The organism is Paenibacillus jilunlii (assembly GCF_900102965.1).
Lineage (GTDB): Bacteria > Bacillota > Bacilli > Paenibacillales > Paenibacillaceae > Paenibacillus_AQ > Paenibacillus_AQ jilunlii.
On sequence record NZ_FNGM01000006.1, the window covers coordinates 253,695 to 271,037 of the forward strand.

Sequence of the window (17,343 nt, forward strand, 5' to 3'; positions counted from 1 at the left end):
CCTAAGGCCTTTTATTTAGGCTCATCGTATCTTTTTTGAGCTTCATTGTAGATCGACATCAGTTCCTCCACGCCGCTCCGGCTCAATTCGGTTTGGAAATCCGCCCACTGGGCATCTCCATAACCTGCATCAAGGATATATTTCGCATTAAATTCCTCGGCGGATTTCTGCAGTGAGGTCTGCAGCTCAGCGAGCTTGGAGGTTTCTTCGTCCGTAAAATTAAGGATCGGATCAAGCGGTTCGAAACGATCCTCCTTCACGATTTTATCCTGGGCTTCCTGCTCTTTTTCCGAGAAACGATAGTAGATGCTCCGATGGTCCGGTCTCAGGTACGCTCCTTCCAGCCACATCGCATAACGGTCCTCCAGCACGGTGATATCCACCAGCGGAAGATCCTTCAGTTCAGGGTATACCGGAAATCCGTCCCCGCCCCATTCGAAGTTAACCCCCTCCACACCGATGGTCATAAGTTCGCTTCCGGATGGACTGGTCAAATAGTCGAGCAGTTTGAGCGAGGCCTCCGTATTTTTGTTTTTGGCCACAGCAACGCTGAAATCCGAAACCTCAGGCAGCGTTCTGACATTGCCGGTAGGTCCAACAGGATTGGCATACCTGAGGTCATAGTCCGGATTCTGCTCTTTGATCTGGTTGTAAAAGAGATCAAGGCGGCCGATCCAGTCAAACGTGACAAACGATTTGTCCGTCGTCATCTTGGTTGTCCAGGAGTCCTGGGTATCCGTCAAAAATTCCGGATCAAGCAGCTTTTCGTTGTACAGCTTTTTCATGAAATCGAGCATGTCCTTATGCGCTTGCTGCACTGCAGCGTACTTCCAGGTGCCGTCTTTTTCATCGTAATAGGCCGGGTACTGATCCGTGTTGCCGAGCCCCCAGCCGAAGGCCCAATCCCTGAAAATATTGGCCAGGCTTTTTGACGCGTACGGGTATGAATTAGGGTAAGCTGCTTTTACCTTTTTCAAAGCTTCGTAAAACTCGTCGGTGTTTGTCCATTCTTTAATGCCAAGTTCATCAAAGATATCTTTTCTGAACATGAATCCGTGATTCACTTTGCGGTTCAGATTATAAATCGGCCAGGTGTATAGATTGCCGGCTTCATCGCCAAAGGATTTGAGGACCCAGTCGTTTTCTTCCATATACAGCTTTTTGAAGTTAGGGAGCTGATCGGCATATTCATTGATGGCAACCACGCCGTTTTTTTGGCCGATTTTTTTGAGTTCGGCCGGTTTTAGCCCTGTAAAAATGTCGGGGAGCTTGCCGGAGGCGACAATGACTTTTAATTTATCCTGATAGGTTTGCGGGGAGTAGGTCTGAAAATTCACTTTAATGCCGGTCCGTTTCTCCAGCTCCTGGACAACCAGCTTGCCCGGACCGAGATCCTTGGCATTGCTGGGCAGCATGTAAGTGATCGTGGTCGGCTCATCTACCAGCGGCAGGGTCAAAGTACCTGTATCGCCGTATTGTCCGGGCTCCTGAGAAGGCAAGGCGGCAGAACCGCCTTTGTCCGTACCGCTGCTGCATGCGGCAAGGATTGATGTTAAAAGCGTGGTCGCAAGCACAATGGGAATCCTCTTTTTCAGCGTCATTAAACGTTCCTCCTTCATGTAAACTACCAATGAAAACGGATACAGGTTTCCTTAAGAAAAGACGACGAAAATTCCCCCCCCTCCACTTTAGGTAAGCCGTTAATTAGCTCCTTATTAACCCTCATTCATTTGGATCATGTGTGGTTCTTATATTTTAATAAGAAATTATCATACACCACGATATCTGTCAACTGGTTCTTTTGTGGTTCATATAAATTCAAAAAAAAGCACTTCCAAATGGCAGTGCTTTTATTGAAGCCGCTATGCGGTTTTTTATTAATTTGGGCTTTTGGCCGGAAGCAATACTTCAGCCAGTCCCTCTTCATCTGTTAAATACGACATATACTGCTTCAGGCTTTCCTCGAACCGGATCAGGGTTTGAATGGAGATAGACAGGTCGCGGTACGTCGTGTATTTTGAACTGTAGTCACGGTGCAGCTCCAACCTGGACGGTTTGTTTTTAATATCAACGGAAACCGTTTCCGTAATATATCTGCTCGCAGGTAAACTGTAGGTGTTCTGCCTGATATAACTCTGCGCCTCGTCTGAAGTGAGATAATTCACAAAGCAGGCTGCCGGTTCCTTATGGCCCGATTCCGCACTGAGAGCAATGCCTGTGGACAGAAGGAGTGTCTTATCATTCTTAAAATGCGGCAGCTGAGCAATATCAAAGGAAAAGTCCGCATTTTTCAGCTCATTCAGCATGTAATACGTGGTTAGCATGACTGATACCTTCTGCTCCTTAAACAACTTCTCAGCTTCGAATTCACCTTGAGCCAAGGCAAGCGGAAATATCCCTTCCTCCGTCACTAGATCCCTGAGCCAGCGTAACCCTTCAATAGGCAGACTGGCTCTGGACTGAGGCGGATTGGAATCAGCCGGAGCTGGATCGTCCTCATTTTGCATCCAGAAAATCGGCCACCGGTTCATGGAAAACAACTGAAAAGCGATACTGTAGCGATGAGGCGCCTTGAGCTCCCGGAGCAGCGTTGCCAGCTCATCCCAGCTCCAGCTGCTGTTCGGTTCTCCCAGTCTTTTCTCCTTCAGGTGCTCCTTGTTGTAACACAAAATAACGGGTGAGTACACGAAAGGCCGGGCTGCCAAAACACCCGGTCCCTTCTCAAAATAAGGTGTAAGAAAAGGGTATATATTGTCGTGCTGTTCCTGCCCGGCTAACAAATCAAGGGACTTGCTCTCCTTGAATTGGTAGATATCCTGGAGGTTAATGGTTAACACATCCACAATTCCGAGCTTGATGAGATTGGCGATACTGTCTGAATTCACGTAAGGAAGCTCAATCGTTTCCACATGAATATGCGGATGCTTCTCGTGGAACCGCTTGATCAGTTCCTCCATCCCCGCTTCTTTATACAACGAGGGATATACGCCAAAACGGATGGTTTCCTTGGCAATAGGCTTTGCCACCTGTGTGCCCACCCGGGGAATTTTATTAATCAGCCCCTCTTGAACAAGCTCATCCAGAACATACCTCACGGAATTTTTGCTTAGTTTGTACAGCTCTGTCAGTGCCAGCTCGGAAGGCAGGTATTCTCCGGGACTGTAAGCCCCCGAGTTGATTTTTTGCTTCAGATCGGCAGACATATGTCTGGTTCTGGTCTGAAATGTATGACGATCTATTTTCGCCATGGGCTATTTCCACCTATCCTCTTCATCTTTTATGTTGTAGCTATACTGCAATATATTTCCTGATTATTATTTTTATTATACCAGATATGAACCAGATTTCCACTCTGAGAGTAAATTAGTCCGCTTTTAATAAAACTATTTATGTCAACAAACGAAAAAGGAGCTGCTGCCAAGCAGGCTCCTCCACTCACTATTCCCAATATGCTTTTGGGTCACAATGACTCGCTAATTACTCTCTTGTAATACAGAACCGACAGGAAGCCAAAAATGGAATACAGCGCCGTATACAGCAGCATGACCAGGATCATTGGAGTGAGCATTTCCGTGCCGAAGAAAAACCAGCCGGATTTGACGGCGAAATAGCTGTGGCTCAGGCCAACGACCAGCGGAATACCAAAGTTGAATAGCTGCTTGAACTGGATGCCGCGTAAAAGATCGCCTTGGGTAAAACCCAGTTTCCGCAGAATGGTGTAGCCTGCCTTCTCCTCCTCCCCCTCATCCATCTGCTTAAAGTACAGAATACAGCCGGAGGTGATGAGGAAGGTCAAGCCGAGGAACCCGACTATAAACATAATAAGCCCCATATTGCTCCGCTGGTTCATTTCGAATTCATACTGTGAAATGCTCATCTCCCCCGGCTTCTGGTCCGTAAAAATTTGATTTGCGTCCTTTAGCTGCGAACGGTCGGCGAGTTCTATCCCGAAGTAATCTGCTGCTGCCGCTCCCTTAGCACTTCGCAGCTTGGGGTCCTGCCCCTGAGCCAGCTCATCATAAACCGTCTCATCGACCACAAACACTCCAGCGCCTTTGCTGTAAAAGTAAGGCATAATTGTTTTCCCGGAGATCCCTGTGAGCTGCTGCTTTATCGGACCGTTCAAGGTCTTAAAGCTAATCTCGCCGGTTTCATCCAGTGACATCATGCTATCCAAAGCGCTGCTATACCCCAGGATCTTGGCTTCACCGGGCTTTACATCCACCCCCTCCACACTGCTGTCGCTGATTACAGAAGTAGTAAGAACGGTGTCCTTGGAATCCTTCGGTATAATTTTCGCAGCATCAACCTCCATAATGACAGGCTTCATATGAATTTCTTTGTATTTGATTTTCGCCCCATCCAGCGCCTGTACAAACTTCTCCTTGGCCTCCACCCGCGCAAATCCAAAATCGTCAGGCGAACTATCCTTGGCTGTCGCTCCTGCCGAATAATACGAGATATAACTGAGCGACAAGAGACCGATTGCCAGCGCAGATACCGTGGTAATGATCGTCAGCAGCAGCGCGTTCGACTTCATCCGGAACATAATAGACGAGAGCGAGAGCACCTCATTGATGGAAAGGTAGCCCTGTTTACTCTTGCGGATCGCATTGAACACGAAGCTGACCGAGCCTTTATATAATAAATACGTCCCGGCAATAACCAGAACAAGGGTAACAATCATCGAGATCATCAGTCCGTTCATGCCTGTTATTTTTCCGCTGAAGAGCAGAGTAGACAAATAATACCCTGACGCGATAAAGCCGATGCCCAGCAGACCAAGGACGATCTCCCACAGCGGCATTTTTCGGATGCGATCCTGTGCGGTGGAAGTGACCTTGAACAGGGAGAGGATGCTCTGTGCTTTAATAAATGTGTAGTTCATCAGCATGATCAGCAGATATATCGCGGCAAACACAAGCACGGTCTGCTGCAGCGCCTCGACTGAAAAGCGGAGCGTGGCTACAGATTCAATCGCCAGGATTTTGAACAAAATCATCAGAATCAGCCGTGACACCCCAAATCCGGCACCAATCCCGATGACCATGGACCCGAAATACAGGATCAGGTTCTCCGCGCTTAACAGCTTGAAGATTTTTCCCTTTGTTAGTCCAATCAGTTGAAACAATCCGATCTCGCGGCTGCGGCGTTTAATGAAAATCGTATTGGCATACAACAGAAAAATAGCAACAATGGCCACCAGCAGCACCGAGGATGCGCCAATAGCGGCTCCCCCTTTAATCGTACCCTCGATTTTATCCATGGACGGGTCATACTGAAGCGTAACAAAAGAGAAATACAGCGCCACACCGAAGATTAGTGCGAAGACGTACAGGTAATAGTTTTTGATGTTTTTCCGCAGATTGCGCAGGATGATATAGTTCAGGCTCATTGCTGGACACCGCCCAATACACTTTGGGTCTTAATAATATCGTTGAAAAAGGACTGACGCGATTCATCGCCTTTGTTCAGCTGCGTATAGATTTGCCCGTCACGGATAAACACCACCCGGCTGCAATAGCTCGCGGCCACCGCATCATGGGTGACCATAATAATCGTGGCCTGGCGTTTCGTGTTCATGTCGGCAAGCTTGTTCAGCAGGTCGGAGGCAGATTTGGAATCAAGGGCACCGGTAGGCTCATCTGCAAAAATAATGCTCGGATCATGGATAAACGCCCGTGCCGCAGAGGTCCGCTGCTTCTGTCCGCCGGAGATTTCCGCCGGGTATTTGTCTTTCAATTCGTAGATCCCCAGCTCGCTTGCCACCTGCTCGAACTTCTGGTGGGCTTCTCGCTTGGATATGCCGGTGATCGAGAGCGGAAGCAGCACGTTTTCTTTGACAGTTAATGTATCCAGCAGGTTATATTCCTGAAAAATAAAACCCAGATGCTGTTTGCGGAACTCCGCCAGCTGCTTCTCCTTCATCCCTGTAAATTCCTTGCCCTCAATTTCAATCGTCCCCTGGCTCACCCGGTCAATGGAGGAAAGGACGTTCAGCAGGGTGGTCTTGCCTGAACCGGAAGCCCCCATAATGCCGACGAACTCCCCTTTGCTGACTTGAAGGTCAATTCCCTTCAAAACTTCCTGTTTGTTGAATTTGTTTCCATAGGTTTTATAAATTTTGTTGGCTTCCAGAATCATGTGGTATTCACTCCTAGAATGATTTCGATCCCTCCCAAACCCTCCCTTAGCCAAGGGAGGGCCCCAAGGGCTCCGCCCTCTGGACACCCGGCTAAGTGCAATTAGCGTTGGCGTCAGACTGGCTGGACTTGGGAATGTGGGGAGTAAGATCGCTTGCCGTCCCTGCGGGACACGCTTAACTGCGGCGGTACCTGGATACGGGGAAAAGACTAAGATCAAAAGACTAAGATCAACACCCCTTGATCATCTGATGTTGTACTATGTCTGATCTAAAAAGATTAAGATCAAAACCCTAAGATCAACACCCCTTGATCATCTGATGTTGTACTATGTCTGATCTATAAAAGATTAAGATCAAAACCCTAAGATCAAAACCCCTTGATCATCTGATGCTGCACTATGTCTGATCTCTATAGTTCTATCATAAGCGGGTTGTGATATATTATCCTGCGTTTCGCCGAACAAAACAAAGAGGCATGTGACATTGTTGTCACATGCCCGCAATACTCAGAAAGTCGTTTTTGCGCGGAAAGGTCAAGGTAAATGTAGTGCCCTCTCCTAGTATGGATTCTGACTGAATGCCGATCTGCAGCGGCTCCGCGACCTGTTTCGTCAGATAGAGTCCCATGCCTGTGGCAGCTCCCTCTTGGCGCCCTATAGTAGAAGTGAAGCCTTTATCGTATATCCGTGGTAAATCTTTGGGATCAATCCCTCTTCCATGATCTTCAATGACCAGCACGGTGTGGCCTGCCGTTTCCCTGCTCTGGATGAGAATGTCGGAGTTTTCACTGTATTTTACAGCATTCGTCAGCAGCTGCCTAAGGATAAACCCGAGCCATTTGCCATCTGTCAGCACCTCTTCCGCAGCAAGCTCAACGTCAAACCCGATCCCTTTGGGAATACACCATGATTTCAGCGCCCGGATCTCTTGATTCAGGATCGGTTCAAGCCGGGTCATCTCGATAAACAGATCGTTGTGCATGAACGGAATCCGTTTCTGGTGAAGCTGCTGGTCCAGCAAATGATGAATCCGCAGCCATTCGTACATTAATTTCGGCTTTAGCGTTTCGTCTGTCAGCCGTTCGATCATCAGCTGCATAGCAGTCAGCGGGGTTTTAACCTCATGAATCCAGGACAGCAGATCGTCCTTCTCCTGTTCAAGCCGCTGGAAATTCACGGTAGATTCCCTTCTGTAGCGTTCGGTTTGGGCATTCACAGCTTCCTGCACTATCTTTTCGAATGGACTGTCCGCTTCCTTGAAGGTGCTCAGATCATATACCTCGTCCCAGGCTTCCATCCGTTGATAGAAACGGGTCTCCTTGTGGTATCTGAGAAACACAAAAGCTATACATACCATGGTGTTCAGTCCGACAATATACAATACGGGCAAGAACGGAATAGAAGAATCCACATAAGCCACGAACAAAAAAATGATCTGCAGCCCGCCAAGCAGGAGGAGCCAGTTCAGCTTCTCCTCTATGTATTTCCGTATCATATCAGCGCCTCTTCGGTGGCCATATAGCCTTGCCCCACCTTGGTTTCAATATAGGCCTCAAGACCCAGCGGCTCCAGCTTTTTACGCAGCCGGTTCACATTTACGGTCAGCGTGTTGTCGCTCACAAAATGCTCATTGTCCCACAGTTTTCTAATAAGTTCTTCGCGCTCCACTATACGGTCTTTACTCTCCACCAGTATTGTAAGGATTAACATTTCATTCTTTGTCAGCAGGGCTGTTCCGCGTTCGCTCGTTATCGTATTCTTCACATATTCAATCGTTGCTCCACGCCAAGTCTTCAGCTCGATCCGCTCGGTGCTGTAGTTATACACCCGGCGCAGCGTAGCCTGGATTTTGGCAATAAGCACATCGAAATGGAACGGTTTCTGAATAAAGTCATCTGCACCGAACTGCATGGACATGACCATATCACTCGGGTGGTCGCGGGAGGACAGAAAAATAATCGGCACATTGGAATGGGCACGCAGTATCCGGCACCAATGGAACCCGTCAAACTGCGGCAGCTGGATATCAATAATGACCAGTTCAGGCTTGACCGCCGTAAACTCCTGAAGGACCTTCCCGAAATCGGAAATGCCGTATACCTCATACGACCACTGGGACAATCGCTCCTTAATCTCACCGAAAAGGGTAACATCATCCTCAATGAGCATAATTTTGAACACAAAGGCCACCTCGTTTCAAATCTGTGTAACGCTGGTATATAATCCAGGGTTATTTTATCATAGAAGCTGCAGCTTGGGTTAGGCCTCCTCGCTTCAACAAGGTTTAGTGTGTCCACGGCACAAAAAAAAGGCCCCGGTGAAGAGAGCCCTTGCTGATTGGGACTTATCCAATTTGTTGCTGCGGTCCCCGTTGTTCTGCCAGGGAATTCAGTACCTCTACGGTCATATCACGGCCCCCCTTGAAATTGGTAACCAGCGCCCCGATAGTATATATTGGTCCCCACGGTATGCCCCACCATCCGAACAAAACGCTAATTAAGGTAAATCTCAATCCGGTGCCCACTGAACCCATTCCTGGCGCTATGTAATATATTGCCGAGCTTCTCCGGAAGGTCATAATAATGATGGAGATACAGAAAGTATACACGACAAATTTACCGCCTTGTCCTACTTCCTGCTCCAGCGTTTCCCATGTTAACCCTTCCAGACCCTTAATCTTCATCCTGCAATTCCCTCCGTATGTATATGTATTGTTGCAATATGCTTGTGCAGAGTGATTGTAACATATGTTCCACATATTGTAATCGAACAATAGTCACCTATTTTGCAAAATCTGGTTCTCTATCTAGTTGATTTTGAGCGCTTTCATGTAATAGAATGAACTAATTATATAGAAAAGGATGCGCATATGAAATGCGGTTGAAGGAACCACGCACACTCAGCAAAAGATCCATACTTTTTTTCTCTCTGATCATGCTTGTGAAAAGCTATTTTGCCTGGTATTTCTTGTTCGAAGATGGTCCTACCTGGACAACATGGCTGAAGGAAATCCCATTCGTGCTGCTGATATACTGCCTGATTGAATGGTTCGCCACGAAACGGAAGATCGCCATCTACATGTTTGTCAATTTGTTGATTACGGTTTTGTTTTTCTCTTTGATTGTCTATCACAATCATTTTGGCATTATTGCCACTTCTCAGGTAATCGGTCAGGCCAAACAGGTAGGAGCCGTGAAGAAAAGCATATTTTCGGTGCTCCACCCGCAATATATGCTGATTTTTCTGGATATCATTATCATTAGCCTGGTGATGTTCAGCCGGAAGAAAGCCGTCGCCTGGAAAAAAGCCATGTCGCGCCGGAGCAACCGTAAAGCGGTCGCTGTCCTTTTCTGCATTTCCCTAATCATATGTATGATGAATATTTTCCCGAATCAGGCCAGTATGAATGAAACAATTCAAGCCGAGCAAATGGGAATTCTTAATTATGAAGCCTACGCCCTGCTTGCAGAGCATAAGGAAGAGCAAATTGAACTCTCTCAAATTACACAATCCGCCATCGATCACAAAAAAGGCATTCAGGAACAATCCAATCCGGCCCTATTCGGTGCCGCCAAGGGAAAGAATCTGATTATCATTCAAATGGAGTCTTTTCAGAATTTCCTGATTAATCTGTCCATCGACGGGCAAGTGATTACACCTAATATGAACAAGCTGGCGGCAGGTAACTTTTACTTTCCGCGTTTTTACCAGCAGGTCGGGCAAGGCAATACCTCGGATGCGGAATTTATCGTGAACACTTCCTTCTATGTTCCGCCGGATGGTCCGGCTACCGACATCTATGCTGCCAAGGAGCTGCCCAGCTTGCCCAAGCTGCTGCAGTCGCAGGGGTACGACACGGCAACTTTTCATACGAATGAGGTTGACTTCTGGAACCGCGGAGAGTTGTACAAAGCTTTGGGTTTTGACCGCTACTATGACAAGGCCTTTTTTGGTGAAGACGATACGGTATTCTACGGGGCTTCCGATGAAATTCTGTACAAGAAGACATCCGCAGAACTGGCAAGAATGGACCAGAGAAGCCAGCCGTTCTATTCTCACGTGATCTCGATGTCATCGCATAATCCGTTCACCATTCCCGAAGATAAATACAAAATGACGCTGCCGGAACGCTTTGAAGGAACGCTTGTCGGGAATTACATTCGTGCCCAGAATTATGCAGATTATGCCCTGGGCCAGTTTATTGATGAGCTCAAGCAGAACGGGGTCTGGGATAACAGCTTAATCATGCTGTATGGCGATCACCGGGGACTTCCTATTTTCTCGCTCAAGGAAGAGGATCAAGTCTTATTGGAGGAAATTCTCAATCATAAATATACGGAACGCGATTTGATTAATATTCCGCTGATCATCGCCTCCTCAGGATTAACAGTACCAAGCGTGAAGGAACAATTAGGCGGACAGGTAGATATTTTACCAACGGTGTCCAATCTATTAGGAGTATCCCTTGCCGGCCATATTCATTTCGGACAGGATCTCTTGAATCAAACTTCTTATAACCTGCTTCCCCAGCGCTATTATTTGCCGACCGGCTCATTTGTAAATAACGAAGAGCTGTTTCTGTCCGGCAGCGGGTTCGAGGATGGCCAGCATTATACGTTATCCGGCGATGGCACCGGGCCCCTGCAAGCTACAGAAGATGAATTCAACCGTGCACTGGAGCTGCTCCACCTGTCTGACAGCTATGTAACCCAATTGCCTGACAGAGAAGTTAAAGACGAGGCAATTTAAGTCCTCTCTTTAAGGCAATTACAGCAATACATAGCATAGCGAAGCCCACTTCGTAATCGGGGTGGGTTTTTTTACCGCCAAAATAAAGTCTCTATATTTGTAAAATTAACAAATTATTCAATAAATATAATCCAAGTGGTAGATTTGTCGCAAAAAAAAGAATAGAATGGGTTTGGGAATATTTTCCTAAATAAACCTTGGAGGTGTTTGGTTATGCGAAAGTCCATTTCTGTTATCTCGACACTGGCCGTCTCTATGTTGTTTTCGTCACAATTAGCATTTGCAGAGGAAGCCCAGCTTCCAGCCAACGACATTCTTCCACAAACCGAAAGTCAAGACATCGCACAGAAGGCTGATATTAAAGTTATTGATTTATTGGACAAGACCAATCCAGGAGATGAGGGGCAAAAGTCTGCACTATCCCAGCAAGCGGCGGCACTCCTGCCTCCTCAGCTGCAAGCAGCCAATAATTATAATTTCTCGCCACGCGATTTCGGTTATTCCGTCGTGCAAACGAGCGATGGCGGCTACGTGTTCACCGGCTCAACCACCGTGAATGGAAGTGACGATATCATATTTGCCAAGACAGACGCTGCTCTAACTCTGCAGTGGGCATACGCTTACGGAGGAACAGGAGCCGAATCTGGAGCTGAAGTGCGGGCAACCAGCGATGGCGGTTATATGATTGCCGGGACAAGCAATGCCAGCGGCTCTTCAGATGTCATTCTGGTCAAGACCGATGCAAGCGGCACGGTTCAATGGTCGAAAACCTACGGAGGGCCAGCCAAGGAAGAAGCCCAGGCGATGGAGCTTGGCACTGACGGTGGATATATCGTTGTCGGCACTAAGGAAAGCAGCAGTAATTCCAACGACGCTTATATGCTGAAGGTAGATGCAAACGGCAGTATCCAGTGGACCCGAACCTTCGGCAAGGATAACCTTGAGGACCGTTTTTACGGGGTGGCTGTGACACCGGAAGGCGGTTATGTAGCGGTCGGATATAAAACGGTCTCCGAAATTATTAATCCGGGAACGGCTCAACGGATGTATGGCTTAATGGTGAAAGTAAATGGAAGCGGAAACACTGTATTTGAATCTACGCTGGACCGCTATTCCATGCTGAACGGTGTGGCTGCAACATCAAGCGGTTATGTGGCAGCCGGGTCCATCAATAATATTGATCTACCCAATAATCCTCAAGTTTATAATATCTTTGTAACCAAAGTCAGTACGTCCGGCAGTCAAAGCTGGAGCAGACAGTTCCATGCGACCAACGGCGATTTTGCCAATGACGTCAAGCTTGCAAAGGATGGCAACTTTATAGTGACAGGGTTTATTACCCCTGCCGTGTACAAGGAAGACCTGCTGATGTTAAAAATTGACGGCGCCGGAAACACGCAATGGTCGAATACCTATAGTTTTGGCGACACAGGCGAAATAGGCAGAAGCGTCGCAGCTACCAGTGATGGCGGATATGTTGTTGCCGGTTCGTATTTATCTAACAACGATTATGACGTTCTCCTGCTTAAGTTTGGCAGTGATTGACCTTATGAAGTTAATCTGAATAGGGCAAAAGATTCTTGTATCCCTCTCACCAAGGCAGGAGTGAGAGGGATTTTTCATGTTATCTGCAGTAACATGTGATCGCGAAGAATCGGAAAAGTGATCCGACAAAAAGTATTCTAGGCACTTAACCCTGCCCGTTGAATAGTATATCCCGATCAGACTAAATCAAGGGATAAGTGAGGATAACCTAATGGAATATTGGATTAAAGTAGAACCGGACGTGAACGTATATGTCAATGATATCAATCCGCTGGGCAGGAAGACTATTTTGTTCATCCATGGCTGGCCCGCTAACCATAAGATGTTTGAATATCAGTACAACTATCTCATGCCCCTCGGGTATCGGTGTATCGGAATGGACATGCGGGGATTCGGCAATTCGGATAAACCTCTGGGCGGATACGACTACAACCGCCTAGCGGATGACATCCGGTGCGTGATTGAAGCTTTGGGTCTCAGGGACATCACATTGGGCGGGCATTCTACCGGTGGAGCTGTAACGATCCGGTATATGGCCCGCCACAACGGATATGGAGTTTCCAAGCTGGCGTTGTTTGCCTCGGCAGCCCCCAGTCTGATCCAGCGGCCGGGCTTCCCGTATGGCTCCACACAAGAAACTGTAGAACAGATCATCAAGGCGACCTACCGGGACCGGCCCAAGATGCTCCGTGACTTCGGAGAACTGTTTTTCTATCAAAAGGTTTCGCAGCCCTTCTCGGACTGGTTCTTCCAGCTGGGGCTCCAGGCGGCAAGCTGGTCCACAATAGCGGTCTCCAAAGCATGGCTCGCCGAAGAATTATTTTATGATCTTGCCAAAGTACAGGTTCCCACATTGATTCTCCATGGAATCCACGATCAGGTTTGTTTATATCCTTTGGCAGTGGCACAACATCAAGGCATACGGAATTCTGTGCTTGTGCCATTTGAGAACAGCGGCCACGGATTATTCTATGACGAACGTGAGAAATTCAACAGGGAGCTGTCCAGGTTTGTCGGGTAGCTTATGGCTGAACCGCCGGTGCGGTGATCCTGCTCTTATGATGTAATCATACCAGCAGGAATTCTCCTAACTATTTATTCAGGTTTCGCACCAACTTATCATACTTCCATGTCTTCCCGTAATTGCTGCTGGTCAAATAGATCGTACCCACAACGTTACTCGCACCATCCTTGCTTAGTTGTATGGGAAACTGTCCCTTTGCCCCATTGAACACCGGAGACAGCGGCGTCAGGCTATAGTCTGCACAACCGTCAGGCAGTTTGATATGCAGCTTGGTCCAGCTTTTACCTCCGTCCTGTGTCCAAATAATAGCCGGCTGGAAGTCGGTTTCATATCTGAAGCCCATAAATCCGATCTTGTCATTGGAAAAGCCTGCTCCGGTTAATACTCTTGCATACACTTCATTGGCGTTTCCCTTCACTTCACTCCAGGTCTTTCCGCCATCCCCCGTTTTATAGATATAATGGTATTCACTGCCCATCCCATTGAATCTGCTGAGCACCATCCAGCCGTCATTTTTGGTCATGAACCCGATGTTTTTGGTGGTGCCAATGAGCTCTTTGGTCACTGGATAGGTATTCCATGTTTTCCCCTGATCGTTGGTGATCAGTACCTGAACCGGAATTGCCCTGGAGCCTCCATATACAATGGCTGTTATGTCTGTGGAGATAAAGAAACCTGTGCCCTGTACGGTCACACCCGACTCCTCGTCATAACCTGGTTTCAAGGCCAGTGGAGCTTTTACCTTGGAATTGCCGTTGTTGTATGAAATGATGACCCTGCCCTCTTTGTCAAGCGCATACGAATGGCCCGCATTATAGGCAATCACCTGCTCCCCTGCCGAGTTGCGTGTGTAGACACTGCCAGGTTTGATGGCTGCTTCGCTGCTTTCAGCTATGCCGGTGATAGACATACAAGATAAGGCTATCAGTACAACAGCTGCAATCCAGTGTGTTTTCAAAAATAAATCTTTGCGCATCACTTTTCCCTCCATTTTAAACCGTTGATTCGCTCCATACAGGAGCTATTACGCATTTCGTTGATAGTCTCTTAGACTGGCGGGAATATGTCCCGCTCCAAGAATTAAGCTGAAGATTAATAAATAGCCGGAGTGCAGAAGTACTGAAGCAGACAGAAAATAGAGGACAGGGCTTAACGCCAGAGGCACGGGAATCCCCAAGAGCGGCGTGAACAACAGTCTGTACGGTCTGCCATTCCTGAAATATCTTCCCCAACCATAATAGTAAATGCCCAGCGAAAGCAGCATTACGGTCAGTGCAAGGACCTCAAAACCATTATGCACATGCAGGGAATAAAAAAGCGGAACCATAATCACTCCCATTCGCCCGATGAATTCAGCCCCGGTAAAAAAGAGATTTCTTGAAGTCTTGTCAGGCATGTTCTGGGGCTCAAATTTGAAAAACAGCAGATTGGGCAGCAATATCAACAACGGTACCAATATACTCACAGGATGAAACAAGATTCTCCCCCTAATCCGCATTAGTTATTCTTTCATTCTCTTCTGTTCAACTTTCAGGAATGTTGAGAAATTCACTATTTTCCCACACCAGCTCCCCTTCTTTTACTAGAGTCATATCCTCAATATCCTTAGCGGTGGGGTATGTCCGCAATACATCGGAACTGACTTTCCCCTCGCCCATGCCTTTAATACGGTAGACGGCTATGTTCCCCTCTTCAGCTTGCAAAATCAGATCGTCCTGGCGGAATCCCGTGGGTGCGGGTTTATCCGGGACGATATGCTCAGTGATATCATGCAAGTCCAACCACGCAATAACAGAGCGGTGAATACCTGAGCCAAACGAATAGGCATAGACGATATCCGTTGTCCCGTCCTTGTTGACATCGTATGGAACAGCGCTGGTAACACCATACCCGCCGAATCCAATACCGATCTGCACTGCCTTCCCGTCAGATACGGCAAAGGTATCCCGGCTTGAAGCCTCTTCTGTATTTTTAAAAAGCTGATATCCGGTTTGCTCCCAGATATCCGGGGATGTGATATCGGTCAAATGATCCATACTCACGCGGGAAGCGGATTCATTCATATTTGCCCTAATCAACTTGCCTGCCTGCTCAGAAGTCAGCTTACGGGGCAACGCAACAGCTGCAGTTTCAGGCGTCCCGCCAGAATCACAAGATGCTGCAACCCAGCATATTGCCAGCAGCGATAATACCCCAGGTAGCCCGGTCTTCATTCTCCATTCGCCTCCTGTACAGTGATTTACCTTATTATAACATTTGTTTGATCATGCTTATGTATCTAAAGGAAACACTGTCCTGATCTCAAGGAATCCATCTTCAAGAGCAGCCCGTCCTTCTACGGATGCAGCGACTTTGATTCGGCCGAAGCCCATCGTCCAACAACAAAAAAGGCAACCCGCAATATAGCCGGAGTTGCCTTACGTTCATTGCATTTACTGATAGATTGGAGCCCCAAGCGGAGAAGAGCCTGAACCGCCATCGACACCAATATCCGCTCCGTTGACATAAGAAGCCGCGTCTGATGCCAAAAATACGGCTACCCCAGCAATTTCTTCCGGTTCACCCAAGCGCTTCAGCGGAACTGAACGCGTGAGTCTTGCTTCTTTGGCGGCCAAACCTTCAGAGTTTCCCCAGATTGGCGTCCTTGTGGCTCCGGGAGAGATCGTATTCACACGAATTCCGCGCGGAGCCAGCTCGGACACCAGCACCCTTGCCATACTGCTGACCGCTCCTTTGCTGGCTGCATAGGCCGATGTGCCCGGACTGCCCGCATTCGCCAGGACAGAGCTGTTCAAGATCACAGAAGCTCCTTCCTTCAAGTGGGGAACTGCTGCCTGAACGGTGAAAAAGACACCCGTAACATTCGTTCTCAGCACCTTTTCAAAAAGGGACAGCTCGGTTCCCCCGACAGGAGTGTAGCCAGAAATACCCGCATTTGCAAATACCACATCAAGCGCACCAAATCTCTCTACCACAGCCGCAACCGCCTGTTCAAGACTTGCAGGATCAGTAGTTTCTGCTTGCATCCCAAGCGCGTTCGCTGCGCCAAGCTCCTCAACTGCGGCATTAAGAGTGGCCTGGTTCCGGCCGGTAATCAGAACCTTGGCTCCTTCGTCCACGAATAATTTCGCGGTGGCCAGCCCGATGCCGCTGTTTCCTCCAGTAATAAAAGCTACTTTCCCGTCCAATTTACCCATTGCCCATTTCTCCTTTTCCGATTCGTCTCTTGGACCGATTGAGGTCTTTATGGGAACGATCATTCTATTATTTTCAAAAAAATTGATCTCCTGCTTTCGAAATGATCTTAACATAATGAGAACGATCAGTAAAGATTTATTTTACCGACCGTTCTCATTTTTTTGACACATGTATGACGATAGCAGCGCTATTTTATAATCGTGTTATTTCAACGCAGCAACCACTGCTCCGCTCGTTCGAATCTGTCCAATCCGGGGGAAGATTGTTTTGCAGACAAACTCATGCTTCTCCCTGCTGGAAGCTCCCATTGCATCCTCCACAAAAACCTGATCATAGCCCAGTTGATAAGCTTCTCTTGCGGTGGTATCCACACCGATGGAGGTAGATATACCACAAAGAACGATCGTGCGAATCCCGCGCCGGCGGAGCTGGAGATCAAGATCTGTCCCGAAGAACGCACCCCATTGATGTTTGGTAAGTGTGTACGTATTAGGATATCCGGCTAATTCAGGAACAATCTGATCCCAGCCTTCGGGGTACTGCGGCAGGCTTAATTGCACATCCGTCATAGGTTTAAGCATATCTTTCCCGTCGAGCGTCACTGTCTATAATGGAGAAGTCTTCAATATCGTCGCCCTTGAGCTGTACGGGTTGATTTTATAGTGCAACGAAATTTCTTTTAA

General features: G+C 47.7%; 14 protein-coding genes and 1 pseudogene. 3 read left to right on the forward strand and 12 right to left on the reverse strand.

All coding sequences use genetic code 11. The features are described 5' to 3' along the window. Window positions 1-11 precede the first annotated feature (11 nt). The 7 genes from BLQ82_RS13290 to BLQ82_RS13320 all read right to left on the reverse strand — a co-directional run bounded on the left by BLQ82_RS13290 (window position 12) and on the right by BLQ82_RS13320 (window position 8,827). Entirely contained in the window at window positions 12-1,601 is a 1,590-nt protein-coding gene (locus BLQ82_RS13290) for an extracellular solute-binding protein (protein ID WP_062521937.1), read from the reverse strand. Between the two features lie 276 nt (window positions 1,602-1,877). Beyond that, the gene (locus BLQ82_RS13295; protein WP_062521935.1) at window positions 1,878-3,248 is read right to left on the reverse strand and encodes an extracellular solute-binding protein; all 1,371 of its coding nucleotides are present in this window, start codon (window positions 3,246-3,248) and stop codon (window positions 1,878-1,880) included. Between the two features lie 212 nt (window positions 3,249-3,460). Then, the gene (locus BLQ82_RS13300) at window positions 3,461-5,395 is read right to left on the reverse strand and encodes an FtsX-like permease family protein (RefSeq protein ID WP_062521932.1); all 1,935 of its coding nucleotides are present in this window, start codon (window positions 5,393-5,395) and stop codon (window positions 3,461-3,463) included. After that, window positions 5,392-6,144, reverse strand: a complete 753-nt coding sequence (locus BLQ82_RS13305; protein ID WP_062521929.1) for an ABC transporter ATP-binding protein — start codon at window positions 6,142-6,144, stop codon at window positions 5,392-5,394. The genes BLQ82_RS13300 and BLQ82_RS13305 overlap by 4 nt, the downstream gene beginning before the upstream one ends. Before the next feature lie 490 nt (window positions 6,145-6,634). After that, window positions 6,635-7,639 carry a sensor histidine kinase gene (locus BLQ82_RS13310; protein ID WP_062521927.1) on the reverse strand — a complete coding sequence of 335 codons (1,005 nt, stop codon included), beginning with the start codon at window positions 7,637-7,639 and terminating at the stop codon, window positions 6,635-6,637. Further along, on the reverse strand, window positions 7,636-8,325 hold the full coding sequence (locus BLQ82_RS13315; protein WP_062521925.1) for a response regulator transcription factor: 690 nt from the start codon (window positions 8,323-8,325) through the stop codon (window positions 7,636-7,638). The genes BLQ82_RS13310 and BLQ82_RS13315 overlap by 4 nt, the downstream gene beginning before the upstream one ends. A 163-nt stretch (window positions 8,326-8,488) precedes the next feature. Further along, on the reverse strand, window positions 8,489-8,827 hold the full coding sequence (locus tag BLQ82_RS13320; RefSeq protein ID WP_062521923.1) for a hypothetical protein: 339 nt from the start codon (window positions 8,825-8,827) through the stop codon (window positions 8,489-8,491). Between the two features lie 191 nt (window positions 8,828-9,018). On the opposite strand from BLQ82_RS13320, the gene BLQ82_RS13325 reads away from it, so the two are divergent. From BLQ82_RS13325 to BLQ82_RS13335, 3 genes are all read left to right on the forward strand, one after another. Next, window positions 9,019-10,893: an LTA synthase family protein gene (locus BLQ82_RS13325; RefSeq protein ID WP_062521921.1), complete on the forward strand. Its 1,875-nt coding sequence runs from the start codon at window positions 9,019-9,021 to the stop codon at window positions 10,891-10,893. 213 nt (window positions 10,894-11,106) lie between these two features. Next, a complete protein-coding gene (locus tag BLQ82_RS13330; protein WP_062521919.1) occupies window positions 11,107-12,438 on the forward strand; it encodes a hypothetical protein in 1,332 nt (443 codons plus the stop codon). 211 nt (window positions 12,439-12,649) lie between these two features. After that, complete coding sequence (locus tag BLQ82_RS13335) at window positions 12,650-13,459, forward strand: alpha/beta fold hydrolase (protein WP_062521918.1); 810 nt, start codon at window positions 12,650-12,652, stop codon at window positions 13,457-13,459. Window positions 13,460-13,529: 70 nt separating this feature from the next. Here the strand turns inward: BLQ82_RS13335 and BLQ82_RS13340 are convergent, their stop codons facing one another. The 5 genes and pseudogenes from BLQ82_RS13340 to BLQ82_RS13360 all read right to left on the reverse strand — a co-directional run. Then, a complete protein-coding gene (locus tag BLQ82_RS13340; protein WP_062521916.1) occupies window positions 13,530-14,438 on the reverse strand; it encodes a WD40/YVTN/BNR-like repeat-containing protein in 909 nt (302 codons plus the stop codon). Window positions 14,439-14,486: 48 nt separating this feature from the next. Beyond that, a complete protein-coding gene (locus tag BLQ82_RS13345; RefSeq protein WP_062521914.1) occupies window positions 14,487-14,939 on the reverse strand; it encodes a hypothetical protein in 453 nt (150 codons plus the stop codon). A 46-nt stretch (window positions 14,940-14,985) separates the two neighbouring features. Then, window positions 14,986-15,675, reverse strand: a complete 690-nt coding sequence (locus BLQ82_RS13350) for a hypothetical protein (protein WP_062521912.1) — start codon at window positions 15,673-15,675, stop codon at window positions 14,986-14,988. Between the two features lie 219 nt (window positions 15,676-15,894). After that, on the reverse strand, window positions 15,895-16,659 hold the full coding sequence (locus BLQ82_RS13355) for an SDR family NAD(P)-dependent oxidoreductase (protein ID WP_062521910.1): 765 nt from the start codon (window positions 16,657-16,659) through the stop codon (window positions 15,895-15,897). 204 nt (window positions 16,660-16,863) lie between these two features. After that, a pseudogene (locus tag BLQ82_RS13360) lies at window positions 16,864-17,253 on the reverse strand (isochorismatase family protein); the annotation flags it as partial. Between the last annotated feature and the right edge of the window lie 90 nt (window positions 17,254-17,343).